At 59.6% G+C, this 16,239-nt stretch carries 11 protein-coding genes; all 11 read right to left on the bottom strand.

The window, feature by feature from the left end; genetic code table 11:
- Window position 1: 1 nt before the first annotated feature.
- The 11 genes from QZ498_RS09380 to QZ498_RS09330 all read right to left on the bottom strand — a co-directional run bounded on the left by QZ498_RS09380 (window position 2) and on the right by QZ498_RS09330 (window position 16,004).
- Complete coding sequence (locus tag QZ498_RS09380) at window positions 2-1,141, bottom strand: hypothetical protein (protein ID WP_294621644.1); 1,140 nt, start codon at window positions 1,139-1,141, stop codon at window positions 2-4.
- A 3-nt stretch (window positions 1,142-1,144) separates the two neighbouring features.
- Window positions 1,145-1,438 carry a hypothetical protein gene (locus QZ498_RS09375; RefSeq protein WP_294621643.1) on the bottom strand — a complete coding sequence of 98 codons (294 nt, stop codon included), beginning with the start codon at window positions 1,436-1,438 and terminating at the stop codon, window positions 1,145-1,147.
- Window positions 1,439-1,448: 10 nt separating this feature from the next.
- Entirely contained in the window at window positions 1,449-2,096 is a 648-nt protein-coding gene (locus QZ498_RS09370) for a hypothetical protein (RefSeq protein ID WP_294621641.1), read from the bottom strand.
- Between the two features lie 5 nt (window positions 2,097-2,101).
- The gene (locus QZ498_RS09365) at window positions 2,102-7,237 is read right to left on the bottom strand and encodes a hypothetical protein (protein ID WP_294621640.1); all 5,136 of its coding nucleotides are present in this window, start codon (window positions 7,235-7,237) and stop codon (window positions 2,102-2,104) included.
- A gap of 122 nt (window positions 7,238-7,359) precedes the next feature.
- Complete coding sequence (locus QZ498_RS09360; protein ID WP_294621639.1) at window positions 7,360-7,629, bottom strand: hypothetical protein; 270 nt, start codon at window positions 7,627-7,629, stop codon at window positions 7,360-7,362.
- A complete protein-coding gene (locus tag QZ498_RS09355; RefSeq protein WP_294621638.1) occupies window positions 7,626-9,557 on the bottom strand; it encodes an ATP-binding protein in 1,932 nt (643 codons plus the stop codon). The genes QZ498_RS09360 and QZ498_RS09355 overlap by 4 nt, the downstream gene beginning before the upstream one ends.
- Window positions 9,557-10,786: a DUF4255 domain-containing protein gene (locus tag QZ498_RS09350; protein ID WP_294621637.1), complete on the bottom strand. Its 1,230-nt coding sequence runs from the start codon at window positions 10,784-10,786 to the stop codon at window positions 9,557-9,559. Before QZ498_RS09350 ends, QZ498_RS09355 begins: the two co-directional genes overlap by 1 nt.
- Before the next feature lie 726 nt (window positions 10,787-11,512).
- Complete coding sequence (locus QZ498_RS09345; protein ID WP_294621636.1) at window positions 11,513-12,190, bottom strand: hypothetical protein; 678 nt, start codon at window positions 12,188-12,190, stop codon at window positions 11,513-11,515.
- A 5-nt stretch (window positions 12,191-12,195) separates the two neighbouring features.
- A complete protein-coding gene (locus QZ498_RS09340; protein WP_294621634.1) occupies window positions 12,196-12,720 on the bottom strand; it encodes a phage tail protein in 525 nt (174 codons plus the stop codon).
- 16 nt (window positions 12,721-12,736) lie between these two features.
- A complete protein-coding gene (locus QZ498_RS09335; protein ID WP_294621633.1) occupies window positions 12,737-14,746 on the bottom strand; it encodes a phage tail sheath C-terminal domain-containing protein in 2,010 nt (669 codons plus the stop codon).
- A gap of 421 nt (window positions 14,747-15,167) precedes the next feature.
- Entirely contained in the window at window positions 15,168-16,004 is an 837-nt protein-coding gene (locus QZ498_RS09330; protein ID WP_294621632.1) for a BTAD domain-containing putative transcriptional regulator, read from the bottom strand.
- Window positions 16,005-16,239: the final 235 nt, after the last annotated feature.

The following is a 16,239-nucleotide window of genomic DNA, read 5'->3' as shown; positions in this document are numbered from 1 at the left end:
GTCAGGGCCTCACTGTTGGGGTTGTCGTGCCCAAGCCGTCGCGCACCAGCGTAAAGCTTTGGGTCCATTTTCCACGGGTGATCGCGTGAACCACGTCGCGGACATAATAAAAGCCATCGTTCTGGAAGCCTGCGCCGCGCAGTCCGACCAGCTTGCGAGGTTCGAGCACGCGGCCATACCGCCCGAGGTCCAACTCGCCGGTGACTTTCACGGTATCGCTTGTTTGGCCGGATTGGGCGGCGGCCTGTGCCATGGCCTGGGTGGCACTTTGACCCGGTTGCGGGCGCAGGATACGTGTGCTTGAGGTCAGCGGGTTGAGCAGCGACGGGGATGCCGAAAGCGGCGGTCGTGTCGGAGCCGCCGAAGTGACCGGAACGCTTTGGCCGGTTTGTCGGTCAAGCACTTCGCCTTCGACCGAAGCTGCCTGCGACGGGGTGTTTTCAAAACTCAGGCCGGTGGCATTGCTTTCAGGCCCCATATCGACGGTGATCGCCGATTGCACCGTACCGGAACGAGGCGGCGGCCCCCAGTAGGCCCTTGCCGTCAGCGGAGTTGGACCGGGATCAACCACGAAGACATGGTCGAAATCCTTGGCCAGTTGCTTAAGATAGGCAAGGTCCGTGCCACGCTGTGTCGGGGTGCGTTGGGCCGGGGCATCCCGATCGGCGGCAAGGGGCGGGCGCACGTCTGGGATGATCCCGTGGCTCACATAGCGCGCGATGATGGCTTGCGCGATGTCACCGGGGGCCATGCCGGGGAATTCCTCGACAACCTCTTTTTGGTCAAAAAGGGCGGTGAGGTCGCGGCCCATCAGGGTCAGGCTGCCCCCCTCACTGCCCTCGCCCGGTTCGGATTTGGCATCTTCCACGATGCCATCCATCAAGACGCGCGGACGAACGCCAAGAATGCCCGTGATGACGACGCGAGATCCGGCCTGCATCGCGGGATGCGAGAGCAGCGGAAGTTCTCCGGCCATTGCATTGCTGCGGCCCAGTTTGAAGGTCATGGAAAAGCCCGAAGGCTCTTGATCGGAGATCGCCACCTCGACGTTGTCGAGCGCCTCCATAACAGAGGGAGGTGGCGGCGTTGGCGCGCCGATACCCATAAGCAGATTGAGCCTGACACCGACCGCATCGAACATGGCTTACTCCGGTGTGACCATGGGAATACGCAACCTCGCCCCCGGCGTGTCGGTCAGGCGCGGCGGATCGAATTCCAGTGTCGCATCCACGACGCGCCAGAATTGTTCAGGGTCGCCGTAGGCGCGGTGCGCTACATGATCCAGACGGTCAGATTGACCAACCAGCTGATAGCCAGCGGTCTGTAAGCTTTCGGGCTTGGGTAGGAAGCGGCGCGCAACGTAGCTGACCTGCTCTCCATTCGGCTTCGTATGGAGTTTGAGTGGGCGGTTGTTGTAACGGCTTGTATCCTTGAACATGTGAACCCTTTCAGTTGGCGCTGATTTTCTGGCTGAGGATGGAGGCGGCATTGGTGCCGCGGGCCTGATAGCCCAGCGTTTCCTTGACGATCTGGTGGCCCAGATACATCGCGTATCCGGGATGCGCGCGCTCCAGGTCCGAGTAGGTTAGAACGGTGAAATCAAGGCTGACCGTGGCGCGGATCGGGTTGAGGTTGGTGTCAAACGCCTCTTCGCTGATGGAAAAGCCGGTGACGCGCACCGGCAGCACGCGCTGCCCCCAAACAAGAATTGTAAAGGGGGCGGCGGCGGGTAATATTTCAATCGTGCCAGTGGCCAGAAGGGCGGTATTGGCTATGACCGTCTGGCTTTTGGGAGCGATCAGCATCTCGAAGCTGGCGAGTTCCGGGTAGATACCGGCCTTGACGACCAGCGGATCGCCCTTGGCGAGCTTATCCGTCGCATCGAACTGGGCGTCCATCTTGAGGGTTTCGACCGGCGCCTCCTTGAGGCGGAAGGCGTCAGACCGCGCACCGCCTTCGACTGCACTGGCCTTGATGTCACGGCTTATCGTGCCGGGATTATACTGGAAGGTAATGACCGTTGGCACAGGGTTGGGCGGGTCGAAAACGACCAAGGCCGCCTTGGCCACCTTGGGAAGTCCGGGAAGTTTGCTCATCCGATTTACCCCTTGTAATCCTTGATGTCGAAGCTGCCGATGATTTCGGCCAAATCCTTTTGAAGCCGGTCGCGCGCGCCCGTCGATTGCTTGATCAACTTGTTGATCAAGGCTTTGAAGTTCATGTTGTCGGGAATGCCGGAGATGGTGAATTGATAGAGTTGGAACGGCTCACCCGCGCCGGTGTTTTGCAAGGCCGAAGCCTCGGAGGCTTCAGTCAGAACCGTGTAGTTGAAATAACCCACCGTCTTGCCGGCAAAGGTTTTGACCTTGTCTGGCGTGACGGTGCCCGAGAACAACTCCTGCGCCAGCCCAAACACCCCTCCGCCCGAGGATTTGTTGCCGTGCCAGTGTGGAGAGACACTCTGGCTTGCCTTGTAGCCGAGATTGCTGATTTTTTTGCCATCAACATCGGCGGTCTGGTAATAAACGCCACCGGCATGGCCCGTCAGAACCGGGACATCCTTGTTGAACATCGCGTTCGGGTAATAGCTTTGCCATTCGGATTGAGCCGGTTCTTCATCCGGGCGCTTTCCGTACTCATGCGCATGCCTGGCCGATAAATGAGGGGCCTCTTCCTTCTTTCCCACGGCAGTGACCCACTCGGGAGAGAAGACAAGCTCTGCCGTATCTGTGCGCACGGAATGCTGGAGGTAGAGTAGATCGGCAAACCCATGTGCCGCCTCGCCGAATTTATGCGGCGTGCTGCCGAGGATTTCTATCGTGGCCTGCATGGCCTGACCGGACATCGAGGAGGGAATCCATTCGTGCTTTCCGGTATCGGCGGCACGAACCCTACCCGCCATGTGGGTGATATTCTCTTGCCATTTGTCGGTGTAGGTCTTGTCGAAAAACTCGACGATAGTGAGGGATTTCTTGCTGGCGGCCTTGCTGTTTGCAAAGGCGTAAGTCTCATTCTTGTACTTGCCGGTTTCAAATACGCCGCCCTCTTTGAAGGGTGATCCGGCCACCGCTTTCTTGAACTCAGGATCGGGTTCGTTTTTCTCACCCTTGTTGGCGTATTTCACGAGGGCAGCTTTCAGCGCCCCCTTGAAGGCCGTCGAGAACCACGCGGAATAGTCTGCGGGAGGCGGCCCCAGCATCTTCTCGTTGAGGTCGCGGACCATGTCGGTGGTCAGAATCTTGAGCAGGTAGTACTGAAAATAACTTGTTTTCGCCTTCTCCAATTCGGCGACAGGAAACAGGTCATCGTAGGATTTGTCGTTGAACTCTTCCGGCGCCTTATCGGACATTTCCTTGAGCTCGTCGAAGATCGCTTTGATGAAGGCATTGTTGTCACGCAGGTGATTATCCGCGTGTAGAGGCTTTAGCCAATCGGCAGGAAGAAGCGACGGATTGGCGGTGATGGTCTGGGCCGCCTTGGCCCATGTTTGGGTGCGGATCTGGTCGGTGAGGGTGGCATCCTTCATCGCCGCCTTGAGGATGTTGTTGCGCACATCGGCCTGATAGTCAGGATGGATCCTCGCGATGTCGGGTTCGAAGATGTCGATCAGTTCTTCGCCCGGACTGTCGATGCCCAGCAGTTCAAGGATCGTCTCAAGGGCCGAGACCGTTTCCTTGGCTTCCTTGTCGACGTCAGCCCTTTCCTTGGATAGCTTCTCGGGTTTCTTTGTGGCGGTGTCTTGGGCTTGTTCGCCTTCCTTATCAAGTTGGCCCACCTCTTTCAGAGCATCGGCGATATAAGGGGCGATAGCGTCGGTGCGGCGTTTGACCTGTTCTTCAAGGCCCTCGTCATCGAGTTTCTTGTTGTCCGGGGCCTTGTCGTTTTCACGCTTGATGTAGGGCCTGACGTTATCCTCTTTCTTCAGGCCATTGAGCCAAGTTTCCACGGGCGTCGGCGAGGAACGCATTGTGGGAACCACATCTTTTCCCTTTTCCTCAAGGTACAGCGTGTGTGTCTCGCCCGCGCCCTTGAATTGCCTGGGCGTCATCAGTTTTCCATCTGCCTCGGGCTTGTCGTCCTTGCCAGACGTCTTGCCACCACCTTTGCCGGTGAACTTGGCAAGTACCTTGCGGATCAGTTTGACGATGGCGTCCTCGATCCGCTTGCGGACATTTTCAATGATCTTGCGGACACGGCCCGCGACATTACCCAGTCCAATAAGACGTGCGATCAGGTCGATCGCGGGCGCAAGAAGATTGCCCAACACCCGTTCGATGGCCTTGGAGGCCGGCTCGATCTTGCCGTTGGCGATATCGACGATGCCATTGACCACGGTGGTGATAATATCGACAAAGCGGGCGAGGTTATCCTTCATCCACATCACAAAGTCCCAGATCATCAGGACCAGTTTCACCAAGGCCCCCGCGGGATTGATGAGGCTGGCCAGCCAGACGATTCCGGCCTTTACGACCTTCTCGACAAGGAAGGTCGTCAACTCACCCATGACCATTTCGAACAACCCACCGAGATCACTCTTGATCTTTTCGAAGAACGCGCCCCAGCCTCCTATGATCAGTTCCTTGGCGTAATCGATGAAAAATTCGATCTTTTCGACGGCGGCTTCGCCGATGATGCGAACGGCAATCTTTCGCATCATGTCCAGCGTCAGGCCAAGGATTTGCCGGGCGATATCGAGAACTCCCCAGAGGTCCCATTTCTTGGGCATGGTGATGTCACCGCCCAATGCGCCGGTGAGCCAGCCAATCACGCCGCCGATCAAGTGATCGACAAAGTTCTGGCCGAACAGTTTGAAACCGCCCACCACCGTGTCGAGCAAATGCCCAAGAAACGCCAAAGGGTCGTTGACGATCTTCATCAGCCCGTCGGCGGCATTGGAAAAGAAGGCGTAGAAGTCATCCTTGTTGATGCCCAGCATCTTCAGGATGGGTTCAATAATGAGGCGTGCGACCTCGGACCAGTCACCGGCAAGCGCGGCCTGCGCCACGGCCAGCACGGTATTTAGCGCACCTTCGACGAAATCGAGGATCGCGTTCAGCGCTTTTTTATAGAGCTCGACAATCGCATTGACGGCCGCCTTGAGGCCCTCGGCGACCTTGTCGACGGCCGCCTTGGCCAGCCGCACACCTTCGTCGATGACGGCGTTCAGTTTTTCGGCCAGTTCAGGGAAGACCGAGCCGACGATGTGGTTCACGGCGAGTTTCAGGAATTCACCGTAGAGTTCGATCGCGCCCTTGATGAAGCTGGCCGCCGCGTCGATCAGCTTGACAGCAATGGCCTTCACACCATCGAGAATCTTGTTGATACCCGCGCGCACCGCATCGAATATCTTGCCAATCAAGTCACCCAGTTTCGAAAGTTGCTCGCTGACCCAATCGACCGCGCGTTCCCACCAGCTTTTGCTTTCGGCTTCTTTCTCTGCCTTTTCCTTTTCGGCCTTGGCGTCTTTCTCGGCATCTTGCAGCTTGGTTTCGGCCTGCTGTTCTGCGCCTTGGAAATCCTTGGCGATCTTGGCCTCGTCCTGCTCGACCCGCGATTTGATTTCGCCTTGGACACGCTCGTTTTCGGTGCGTGCCTCTTCGTTCATTTCCTCGACGGCGGCCCCTTGGGCCTGCATGGTGGCTTGCCGCTCATCCTGGATTTTTTGACGGGCGTCACCGACCTCGGCCTGTTGCTTGTCATTCGCCTCCTTCTCTGCAGCCGCCATGTCCTCGCGCGCTTTGGATGTCTCGGCCTCGCGCTTGCTATCGCGTTCGGTGACCATGGCCGACATTTCCGCGTCGGTCTCGGACAGGCTTTCTTCCATGGCCGTCTGGTGATGGGCATCAAAAAGCGCTGTGGTTTCGGCATCCAGGTCGCGCGACAGGAATTGGTCAGCGCCTTCGACCTGCGCCATGTCATCAAGCGCAGTTTCCCGCTGCTCCATTTCCAAGGTGACGGTTTCCTCGACCTCGCGCATCTCGACCTGCTCGGGGCCAGGACCATCCAGAACGGCCTGTGCCGCCTCAGCCTGTCGAGCGGCGGTTTCAGACTCAGCCACAGCCTTTTGGTCGGTGGCACGTTTCGGGTCGCTCTCCCCTTCTCGCGGCACCACAGGCGCAGGACCGGGAGAGGTTTCGATGGTCTTGTCCGTCGTCTTGACCTCGGAGATCGCGCCTGCGACGTGCTCGGGGTCCACGCGATCGGCCATGGGCGGGGCCCAGTCGGCAAGATGCGCGTTGACGTTTTCCGAGGTGCCGGTTTGCGTCTCGGTAATCTCGGGGTCGGGCGTCGGGGCCGGGGTTTGATCCTCCAGAACCGGGTCAGCGGCCTGGGGCACCGCGACCGGGTCGACCTTGGGCGCGTCGGCCTCATCCCCCGACATCTTGGCCGCGAAGTCGGGCTGTTCGTCTGAAAAGGCCTTGGCCTCGCCCGCGGCGAGGGCGGCGATGTCAGCATCCAGCGTAGCTTGTTTTTTTGCCTTGAGGCTGGGCGGCGCGGCTTTGAAGGCCTGCATGTAGGCCTCGGGCGTCACGGCGGCATCCAGCGCGGCGATGGATGCCTCCAAGGCTTTCTTCGCCTCTTCCGCCTCGGGTGGCATGTCCGGCAAGTCGCTTTCTATGCCCGCGTTCTCGGCGGCTTGACCTTCGGCGTCTTGTTCGCTCCCCTCTGCTTCATCTTGCATGGCTTGGTCTGGTTTGGCCCCTGCGATGTCCGAGGTTTGCTCAGCGCTCTGATCGGGCTCGGGCGCACGGTCGGACTTGGCCTCGTCAGCGGCATTTTGGGCGCGGAAGCGCCTTTCGGCGTCTTGCAGGGTCTCTTCGTCCTGCGCATCGGTCGTGCTACGAAAGGCCAGCACGTCGGGCGGGAGGGTTTCGGCAACCGGGCCGTCGGGTGGGGCTTCGGCCTCGGCCTCGACCTCGGGTGACGGTGATTGCGCGGCTTGTGAGACCTGCAGCAAATGTGCGGCCTCGTGTGCAAGGGTTTGGAAGCTGACGTTCTCGCGTGAAAGTGCCATGCGATCACCAAGCACCGCAGCCTCGGCCCCCAAGGCGTGCAAAAGGCCAGTGATTTCCTGCGACAGGACCGCCCCGAAACGATCAAGTGACGCATCGAGGTGATCTTCCAGTTGATCCTGATGCGGAATGGGGCGGCGAGGGGCGCGGCCCATCGCCTGTTTCAGCGCCTCGCAGGCGGCTTCGTAGGGCGACAGGGCCTGCCCCGTGAATAAATCAATCACATCGGCCGTTTCGCGTTTTGGTGGCCGGTGGTTCGAGAAGTCCGGTTTTGCCGGCTTCCTGGCGGGCCGTTTGGCGCGGCGCGGGGCCTCCTTTGGGTCAGGCTTACATTTGGCCGAGGATTTCATCGCGACACCTCGTCCAAGATCACCTGCGCCAAGGCAGCACCAAAATCTTCAGGCGTGGCCGCATGGGGCAGGTCCAGAACCACCGCGCCCAAGGCCCTTGAATTGAGATCCGCCAAGCGTGCGGCGAGATCGGGATGCGCCAGCCCATCGCGAAGGCCTGTCTCGAAGGCTTGCGCGACTCGGTCGGCAAAGCCTTGATCAAAGCCATCGAAGGTCATCCCCTCGATGCTTAGATCAAGGGAGGTGGGGACCGGTGCGGAACTCATTGCTCAAGCCCCGCAAGCATGCGTTCAGGAAGGGCCTTTTCCAGTTTGGCGAATTCGAGCCTCAGGGCCTGCGTGACGTGCCGCATTGTCACCCGGTCGGTGCCATCACCCGCCGCCATGAAGGCGGCGTTCAAGACGGTCGAGCGGATACTGCCCCCCGAAAGCGGCAGCGCCGACAAACCCTCGAAATCAAGGGCGTCGCAGGGCATTTGCGGGGGAATGACGCGTTGCCATATGGCCTTTCGGTCGGCCCGGTCTGGAAAGGGAAACTCGATGGCGAAACGGAAGCGCCGGAAGAAGGCACTATCAATCGCCTGTCGCATGTTGGTGGTCAGGATGGCGATGCCCGGATAGCTTTCAAGGCATTGCAGCAAGAACCCAAGTTCCGCATTGGCGTGTTTATCGATGCTGTCGCGGTTCTGGCTGGAGCGTTTTCCAAACAACCCTTCAGCCTCGTCGAACAAGAGCGCAGCACCTGAGGCGCGCCCGGCCTCGAATATCCGCGCAAAATTCTTAGAGGTTTCGCCGATGTATTTTGAAACCAGTGCCGCCGTGTTTACCCGGTAAAGGGAAATCGGCGCGCCCTGCTGATCGCGCATCCGACCCACCAGCGCCTCTGCGGCAGAGGTTTTACCGGTGCCGCTGTCGCCATAGAAGAGGGCCGCCATGCCAAGGCCACGGGCGGACTTTCGGCCAAACCCCCACCCGGCATTGACCTTGTGCCGGTTCATCAGGAATTGCGCCATTTGTTCCAGTGCCTCGGACTGTGCGTGAGGCAAAACAAGATCATCCCATTGGCACAGGCGGTCCAGCTTTTGCGCCAATGCCCCAATGTCTTCCCTAGCTTGAACGCGCGCCGCCTGCCAAAGGTCGGGGGCCAATCCGAACTGTACGCTGCGCGCCGCCCGGCGGGCGCGCGCGGGCGATAGATTGAAGGTTTCAGCCACGTCCGGAGCGCAGAACGACTCGGCCTGATCTTCGCCGAAAAGCTCTGTCCAGATGGCCAATGGTGTGTGGTTTTGTTCAGGGGCATGGATGGTGGCGACGTCAGCAGCGGTACCGGCCTCGATGGCACCGCCCAGCATGACAACCGGACCCGGCAAGGCACGGGCAACGGTGGCGACGGCCATGTCCCTGTCCTCGACATGAAGGACGGGCAAGGCCCCGGTCAGGATGAAATCCCGGCGCATATACTTGAGTAGGGTGGCGCGCTCGGGGCCGGCATCGGGCAGATCGCTGACCGAAATATGCACCATCGGCCAGTCCAGCGCTTCCGATATTATGGCCAGCGTCGCGGCAACGCGGGGGATGCCGTCGGGCGCGTGAAAGACACGAGCACCGCCAACCTGACGCGCCGCAAGCAACGCACGGCGCAGCGTCAGCGCCAACCCCTCGTCCGGCGCTTGGGTCGTCATTTCGGGCTGTGGCTGTATCAGGTCCGACCATGCAGGGTCAAAGGCAATGCGCCCGTCCAATGCCTCAAGCGCGGGCATGCAAAGCGTGATCGGGCGGTCGAACCTCCGACCACCATCCCCAATGTGCAAGAGCCCCGACTGAACAAGCGGTGCCGCAGGCGATATCGCCGTGAGTGCGTCTTCGCCCAAGCAATCCTGCAAAAGCGCTGGTGTCGCTCGCCCCTCGACCGAGTATTGGTTTTCGTCCAGCGTGGCGGAGAGCTTTGGGGTTTGATCGGACAAAGCCACGATTGCGAGCACATCGGTGGCAATGGCATCAAGCCCAAAACGCGCGGCCATCTGCGCAAGAACGCTCTGCCCTCGCATCCGGGCGCGGATCACGTCCTGCTGGCGGTCGAAGTGAAAAGGCTCGGTATCCTCACCCAGCACGAGGCAGGCCGCACGTTTCAGGGCCAACTTGGTCAGCTCGGCATTGGCCTCGGGCCACGGGATATGACGCACGCCATCGTCCATCACGAGCCATTGAAGGTTTCTGAAGCCGCGCTCTCCGAGGCGACGCCATCGACGGTGACATGCCAAGCGTAATCACCATTTTCCAAATCCGGGAACGCGAAGTCGATCTTGGTGGCGTCGGCCTGCTGCGTCTCACCCAAGAAGCTGCGCGGGACCTTGGTCGTGTCGTCCGGGTTCAGGAATAGACGGACCGATTGTTCATCGCTCACCGGATTCGAGAGGGTCACCGTTGCGGCACCAGTATTTCGACTGATCGCCGAAACCTCTGGCTGGATCGAAAGAACCTCGATGTTGGAGCGTTCGATAGCAATCTCGCCGTCTTTGAGGTGCTCGACCAAGACCGCGTGGCGCCCCCCGGGCTGCGTGGCGGGCACGAGCAGGGAAAGTCCCTCGCTACGTGGAGTCGTTTGCGTTGCCACATCCAATTCCATACTGCCAATGCGCAGTCGACTGTCGTTTGAAAACAGCCCCCCACCGATGATCAGAACGCGGGTGCCTGCGGTGATGGGCGTGCCGGGGCGCGGGTCACTGTCCGCGCCGCCCGCTTGCGCCACGATCCGGGCGATACGGGGGGTCCTCAGTGTCATGAGGTCGAGCACCGGTTCGCGAACCGGCGGGCCGGGAAGGATTTCGACCTCGGGTTCGATGAGGGCCAGCGATACGCGGTAGAAGGCCGACATGCGCAGTGCCGAGTTGAAGGCGGGCCAGATCTTGCCAAGCTCCTCATCCGTTGCCGGTATGGGCGAAATCCCAATGCGTTCAACCTGTTCAGCAAGGTTGGAGGTCTCAAGCACCTTCAATGCGGCAGGACGATTGTCCGTACCACCCCCGCCGGGCGGTGCGATGGCTGTCGTGATGTCGTCCTCTAGCAGCATCGGGTGTTCGTGCAAAACCTGCATACCGATACCAAGAAGGATTTCAGCCGCCATGTCCGAGGCCCCGGTCGCCGTCAGAACATAGTACATGTCCAGCCCTAGCCTTGGTTTGTGAGCCCGCGCGCCTGAACCGCTATAGGCAGGAAGGCGTTCGTTCACAAAGGCCGGGTTCGGCATCACCTTCCAAGGATAAAGATTGAGGCGATTGATTTCGTCCTCGCCGATGATGGCGTCCGGCGGTCGCGCCGTGACTTCGGGCGTCGAAAGCGGCGACAACTCGATGGCCGAGACTGTCGTGTCCAGCAAGGACTTGAGGGTCGCGGTGACCGTGGCAAGGGCGAGGGCATTGGGCATATCAGCGCCTCCACCCAAGGTACGAGGTCAGGGTCACCCCGGCAGCGCGCGCCGTGGCCGGGGGCGCAGAGGCGGGTGGCGCCGCAGCGGCGGGCGGCGATGGCGCTTGTGGCGGTGGCGCGGCTTTCACGGTTATCGCTCCGATCCGCAGTTGCACGGTTGGGGACGAAGACGGCGGGGTGGTCCGTTCCCTTGCCTGTCCCGGGTGAGTGGTGGCGTTAGGCACTTTGGGCGCGGGTGAGGGGGTAACGGGCTGAAGCTGAGCGACCGGCTTGGTCTTCACAGTTTTATCGTCGTGGTGATTTTTGGTTTTGGCCGGTGCAGGCCTGTGATCGGTTGGCTGGCGTTGCGGGGGAACCACGTGGTCGGATGTCGACGGGCTTTGACTCTCAGGGGTGTCGCGTGGAACGTCATGCCGTTCGATGGTCCGGTTGTGATGCACTTGGGTGCGTTCAAACCGCTGGGTGGTTTCGTGATAGACAGGCTGAATCCTCGCCGGTGTATCAAGGACAGGGTCATCCGGAGTCGGGGCACGTTCAGGTTGCGGTCGAGCGCTCGGGGCGTCCCGTCTTGGCCGTGCTGGCGGTGTAACGTCCTCTTCCAGCCAGGTGATCCCCTCCTCGCCGAATACCCCGACCGAAACCGGCTGCAACAAGGCGGCCCCCTGCCCCTCGGCAGCAACCTCTGCACCAAGGACTTTTGCCCCGATTCTGTCGAACAGGCCGCTCAACTGACCATCTCCACGTAGCGGGCGCGTCGACGCGCGGTCAGGCCAAGGGTTTCGCTTTCACTCCAGCCAAAAGCGCGTGCGAGTGTGGCAATGTCCGAGAACACCCGAAGCGCACGTGCTTCGACATCGGACCATAAAAACGAAAGGGCATCGAAGGCGCAGGGGGTGGTCGCGCCGCATTCCGGACACTGTACGTCGATCACCACGTCGATCGCAGGATCGGCCGCTTCAATTGCCGCTTCGGCAGCGTCGCGAAATTCAGGATCATCCCAAGGCGCTTGCGGGTTCAGCCTGTAGTATGGAAAGCCATCTGGAGTGACCTGTGACAGGTCCGCCTGAGCGGGTAATCGCAAGTTCCAATCTTCGCCCGCGAAAGTGACTTTGACCTCGTCGCTTGTTTTGGCGGGCAAGACAAAATCGGCACCCAGATCAAGGCTGTTCCATTCTTCGCAGGACTGGCATTTCACCTTGGCAAGCATTTGGGTACCGCGCGAAAACCATTCGGTTTTGAAACTCCAAAAGAGCCTGTCCCTATCCCCCAAGCTGATTTCGCCGCGCGCCTTGCCGTCAAGTTCGGGGCACAGGGCGGCCAGCAGCGCATCGGCCTTCGCCGCCGCCCCACCCGTTTCTCCCGCTTCGAAAATGCGGATCAGATCGGCATCACGCAGCGCCATGATCGTTAAGCCGGATCAGTGAAGGCAGGCATTTTCGGCATGGTCACATCGTAGTCACGAACAAAGCCCTCATGCTCGATCTTGAGGCTTTCCACGGCAATCCCCGCCGCACTGGCATCGAGTTCCGGGGTTTGCTGGAACTCGGAAATCCAGCAGTTGAAGATGTTGTACCGCAGAACCAGTTGCCCGGCCTCGTTGAACATCTCAAGCTGAATGTCCTTGCGGAAATCCTCAAGCGAAACCTCGGCCCCGACGCCGTTGCGAATGTTCCAGGACTTGTTGGCCCATTGCTCGAACTCGACCGAATGAGTGATGCCGCGTTCGGCGGTGATTGCCTCGTATTTGACGATGCCGGGCTGCTTGTAGGGCGTCGACGGATCCCCCCCCGAGCGAAACTCGACAACTTCCTGGGTGCGCTTAAGGGCCGATACCTTGGACACACCCGCCACGGGCTTACCATCCCAAAGCAGGCGAAACTTGTAGTTTAGGTAGGGGTCAAGGCGCTGACCGGTTGCAGATATATGTGCCATGATCTTCTCCCGTGACTTATTCAGGCAGCTTGGTCAGCTGTTTGAAATTCAGAACGACGAACTCTGCCGGTTTGAGCGGCGCGAAGGCGACAAGAATGTTGACGATGCCAAGGTCGATATCGGCCTGCGTGGTTGTTTCAGAGTCGCATTTCACGAGATACGCATCATCGGCGATCGTGCCCTGGAAGGCCCCTTGCCGGTGAAGCCCCTGCATGAAGGCCTTCACGTTCATGCGTATCTGTCCCCAGAGGCGTTCGTCATTGCCTTCAAAGACGGTCCATTTCAGGCCTCTTTGCAGGCTTTGCTGGATGAAGATCGCAGTTCGTCGGACGGCGACGTATTTGTATTCATCCGCCAGATCGTCGGCACCGACCATGGTACGTGCACCCCAGATGATGTTGCCGTAGACCGGGAAGGACCGCAGGACATTGACCCCCAGCCGGTTCAAGGGTTCCTGTTCAAGATCGGTGAGCAACTGCCCCGGCGCGCCCCCGCCAAAGCGGGTTTCCGTTCCGGCGGTGGATTTCCAAACCCCGCGCGAGGCGTCGATCCGGGCCATCATCCCCGCGACCATCCCCGATGGCCCCACCGTGCGAGGCGCTCCACCGGCAAGCGGGTCCGAGAAGCTGAGCCGTGGGAAATATCCGGCAGCATTGCGCGACGCAGCACTGCCCATGCCTTGGAACCAATCGTAAACGTCCTCCTTGGTGGCATCGACGCTAGGATCAAGCAACAGGAAGGCAAAGCGATCACGGCAGAATTTCTCGGCGGCTTCGTAAACGCTTTTCGCATCGCTCTCGTCCATCAAGGAGGCGACGGGGATGCACATCAGGTTAAAGACATCCGGCACGATATCTTCGAGCGCGTTCATACCCGTCCGCGCCGCGTTCGAACCCTGGATCGCATTCGCGATGTTCAGACTCCAATCGCCGATAAACGGGACGAGGCCATCATCACCGTTCCCCAAGACCTCCATCGAGTTGGGTTGCGCGGGCTGCGTCGTTCCATCCAACAGATTTTCAGGTGTGAATGATCCGATTGTTGGTATCCCGGCGGCGTGCACCTCGACAGAGACAAGCGTTGAGGCACCGTTGACAATGTTTTCGGCCATCGCCGGATTGGTGGGATCATCCGTATTTGAAATCCCTTGGTAAAGCTCTTCGGCAATCACCTTGGACCCGGAATAGAGGCGAACCAACAAATCGTACTCTGTGCCCGAGGCATGTTCCGCCGTGGCGACATAAATCGAATTGCCCCAACTCCCGAATTCCTTTGCAGTAATGGAAAGCTCGGCCCCGGCACGAGTAGCTTTCACCAACTGTGGGTCAGGTTGGCCACCTGCAAGTGCGGTCAGGTCGGACTTGCCCAGAGCGACCAGCGCGTTGAGGCGATCGGTGGCGTCGGTCACCGCTGTCAGGTCAATCGCGGAGGTCGATGGCTCGGGCTCGCGGTTGGCACTGTTATTGCCAACCGCATCCAGCGTCACAAGCCGTGAACTCGCGTTCGCCGCATCGACACCGGATTTCGTGGCGTAGCTGATGTTATCGTAGACTTCTTCGGCCACCACCAATGCGCCATCATATTGACGAACCAGCAGGTGGTACTTGGTTTCACCGTCAACCGGGATCAGCCCATAAAAAATGTTGTTCCCCGCGGCACCCGGCGTCTTGGCCTCGATGCTCAGCGCGTCGGTCGTCGGATCACCGGCCTTCTTGATCGTTGCAGATGCCGCGGTGAGCGGTTCGCTTCCGTCCCCCGCACCATCGGCACCCACGCGGATGACAAAGGCCACGTTGCCGCCATTCAAGAAGTATTGCTGGATCGCGTAGGAGGCCTCGGATTTGGACCAGACGCCGCCAAAGATCGTTTCGAAGTCCGCCATCGAGGTCAGGCGCACGGCCTTGTCCATTGGTCCGCGTTTGAAGACGTCAATGAACACCGTGTTCGAAGTCGATATGGACGCGATGGGGCGGGCACCGCTTGGGATCTCTTTGACGTGAACGCCCGGGAACTGATTGGTTAACATGGAACCTTCCTGTTCTGTCTCATGGGGTCAGTGCCATCGGTCCTGATCGGAATCGGGCGGCACGTTGGATGCTATGGCTTCAATGAGCGCAAACGCCTTTGCGAGTGTCTCGTGCTGGCTCGTTTGATCCGCGTTGACATACTCCACCTCAATCGGGCTGTTCGGCCCGGGAACGCGCAGGACAAAAACGGCAGCGCGTAATTTGGGCGCAGATTTGCGAGAGCGGTTAGCAGCCACGGCATCACATCCTTTCGTGATACCACCCTAGGCTGGCGGGGTTCGGGAAGGGTCACGTCAAGATGCACTTGCCCTCACCCGGTGTTCACCACGCCGTCACAGACCTGTCACAGCCTGCAATCTGAAAAGGAAAACCCCGCGCTCCTGAAAGAGCGCGGGGCAAGTTGTCTTGGGGTATTAACTGTTAAAGCCGAGCGTTTTCTCTGCTGGTCTTTTCGTGGTCGCGCAGTGGGCGCTTGGTGCGACGCGTGATGCGGCTTTCCATGATGCTATTGCGCAATTCACGGGTTGCCGGGTCAAGATCGACCTGCAGTTCCTCCGCAAGAATTCCCCGCAATTCTTCATATAGCATCAGCGCCTTATGGCGTTCGCCGTTCTCGACATAGAGGCACATCATGTCATGATATACGGTCTCGCGCAGGGGGTCGATCGTCAGGATCAGGCGGCCCCAACTCAAGGCGTCGCCCACTGCGTCGCGGCGGCTTGCATCCTCCATCAGCAGATCGAGGGCACGCATCCGCAAGCCTTCGACGCGGGCCCGGTCTTCCAAGGCCCATTGCGCATTGCAGCCTTCCAGAAAGCTCCCACTACAGCGCTCAAGCAAATCCGAGAGGGTTCGGCGGATCGTGATGTCGATGCGGCCAGCGTCGGTCATCATGCGGCGCGCTTGCCAGTATAGCCGTGTCAGATCGGCCCCATCGACAAAGACATGTTCAGAGGTTTCCAGCACAATGAGGTCATCAAGCGCCCTGATGGCAACCCCGTCGATACGATCAAGCATCTTGTTGATCCGCCATAGCGCCGTATTCAACGCGGACCGCCCCTTATCCTGCGGAGAGTTCGGCCAAAATGTGTGGATCAGGGAATCGCGCCGGGTCGCTTCGCCGGCGCGGTTAAGAAGATAAGTCAGGAGTTCGCGCGTCGTACCCGAGAGGTTCAGGGCGTGAAGCCCCTGAGCCTGCCGCAGGCGCAACGGGCCAAAGAGAGATACATAAAGGGTTTTATTTTCGAGATTAATCATCGTCCAACAGTCCCTTGGATAAAGGAAAGGTGCCAATTTCACTGGTCATGTCTTAATTGATGGCGCGAAAAATTATGGCTGCGCCTATGGGTGAAACAGTGACTCAGGAAACGATTCTATGCAACCTCTGGTTATCCACAGAAAGAGACGGCCAATTAATACGTGTTTCTTCAGTACTTTAGGACACAAGCTCCTAGGCGCGGCAACCAGCGGAAGTCAGCAAATCGCGGCTGCT

It is taken from the genome of uncultured Roseovarius sp., assembly GCF_913057115.1.
Taxonomy (GTDB): Bacteria; Pseudomonadota; Alphaproteobacteria; order Rhodobacterales; family Rhodobacteraceae; genus Roseovarius.
Note: the sequence above shows the minus strand (reverse complement) of the source record. Positions and strands in the feature narration are given on the sequence as shown.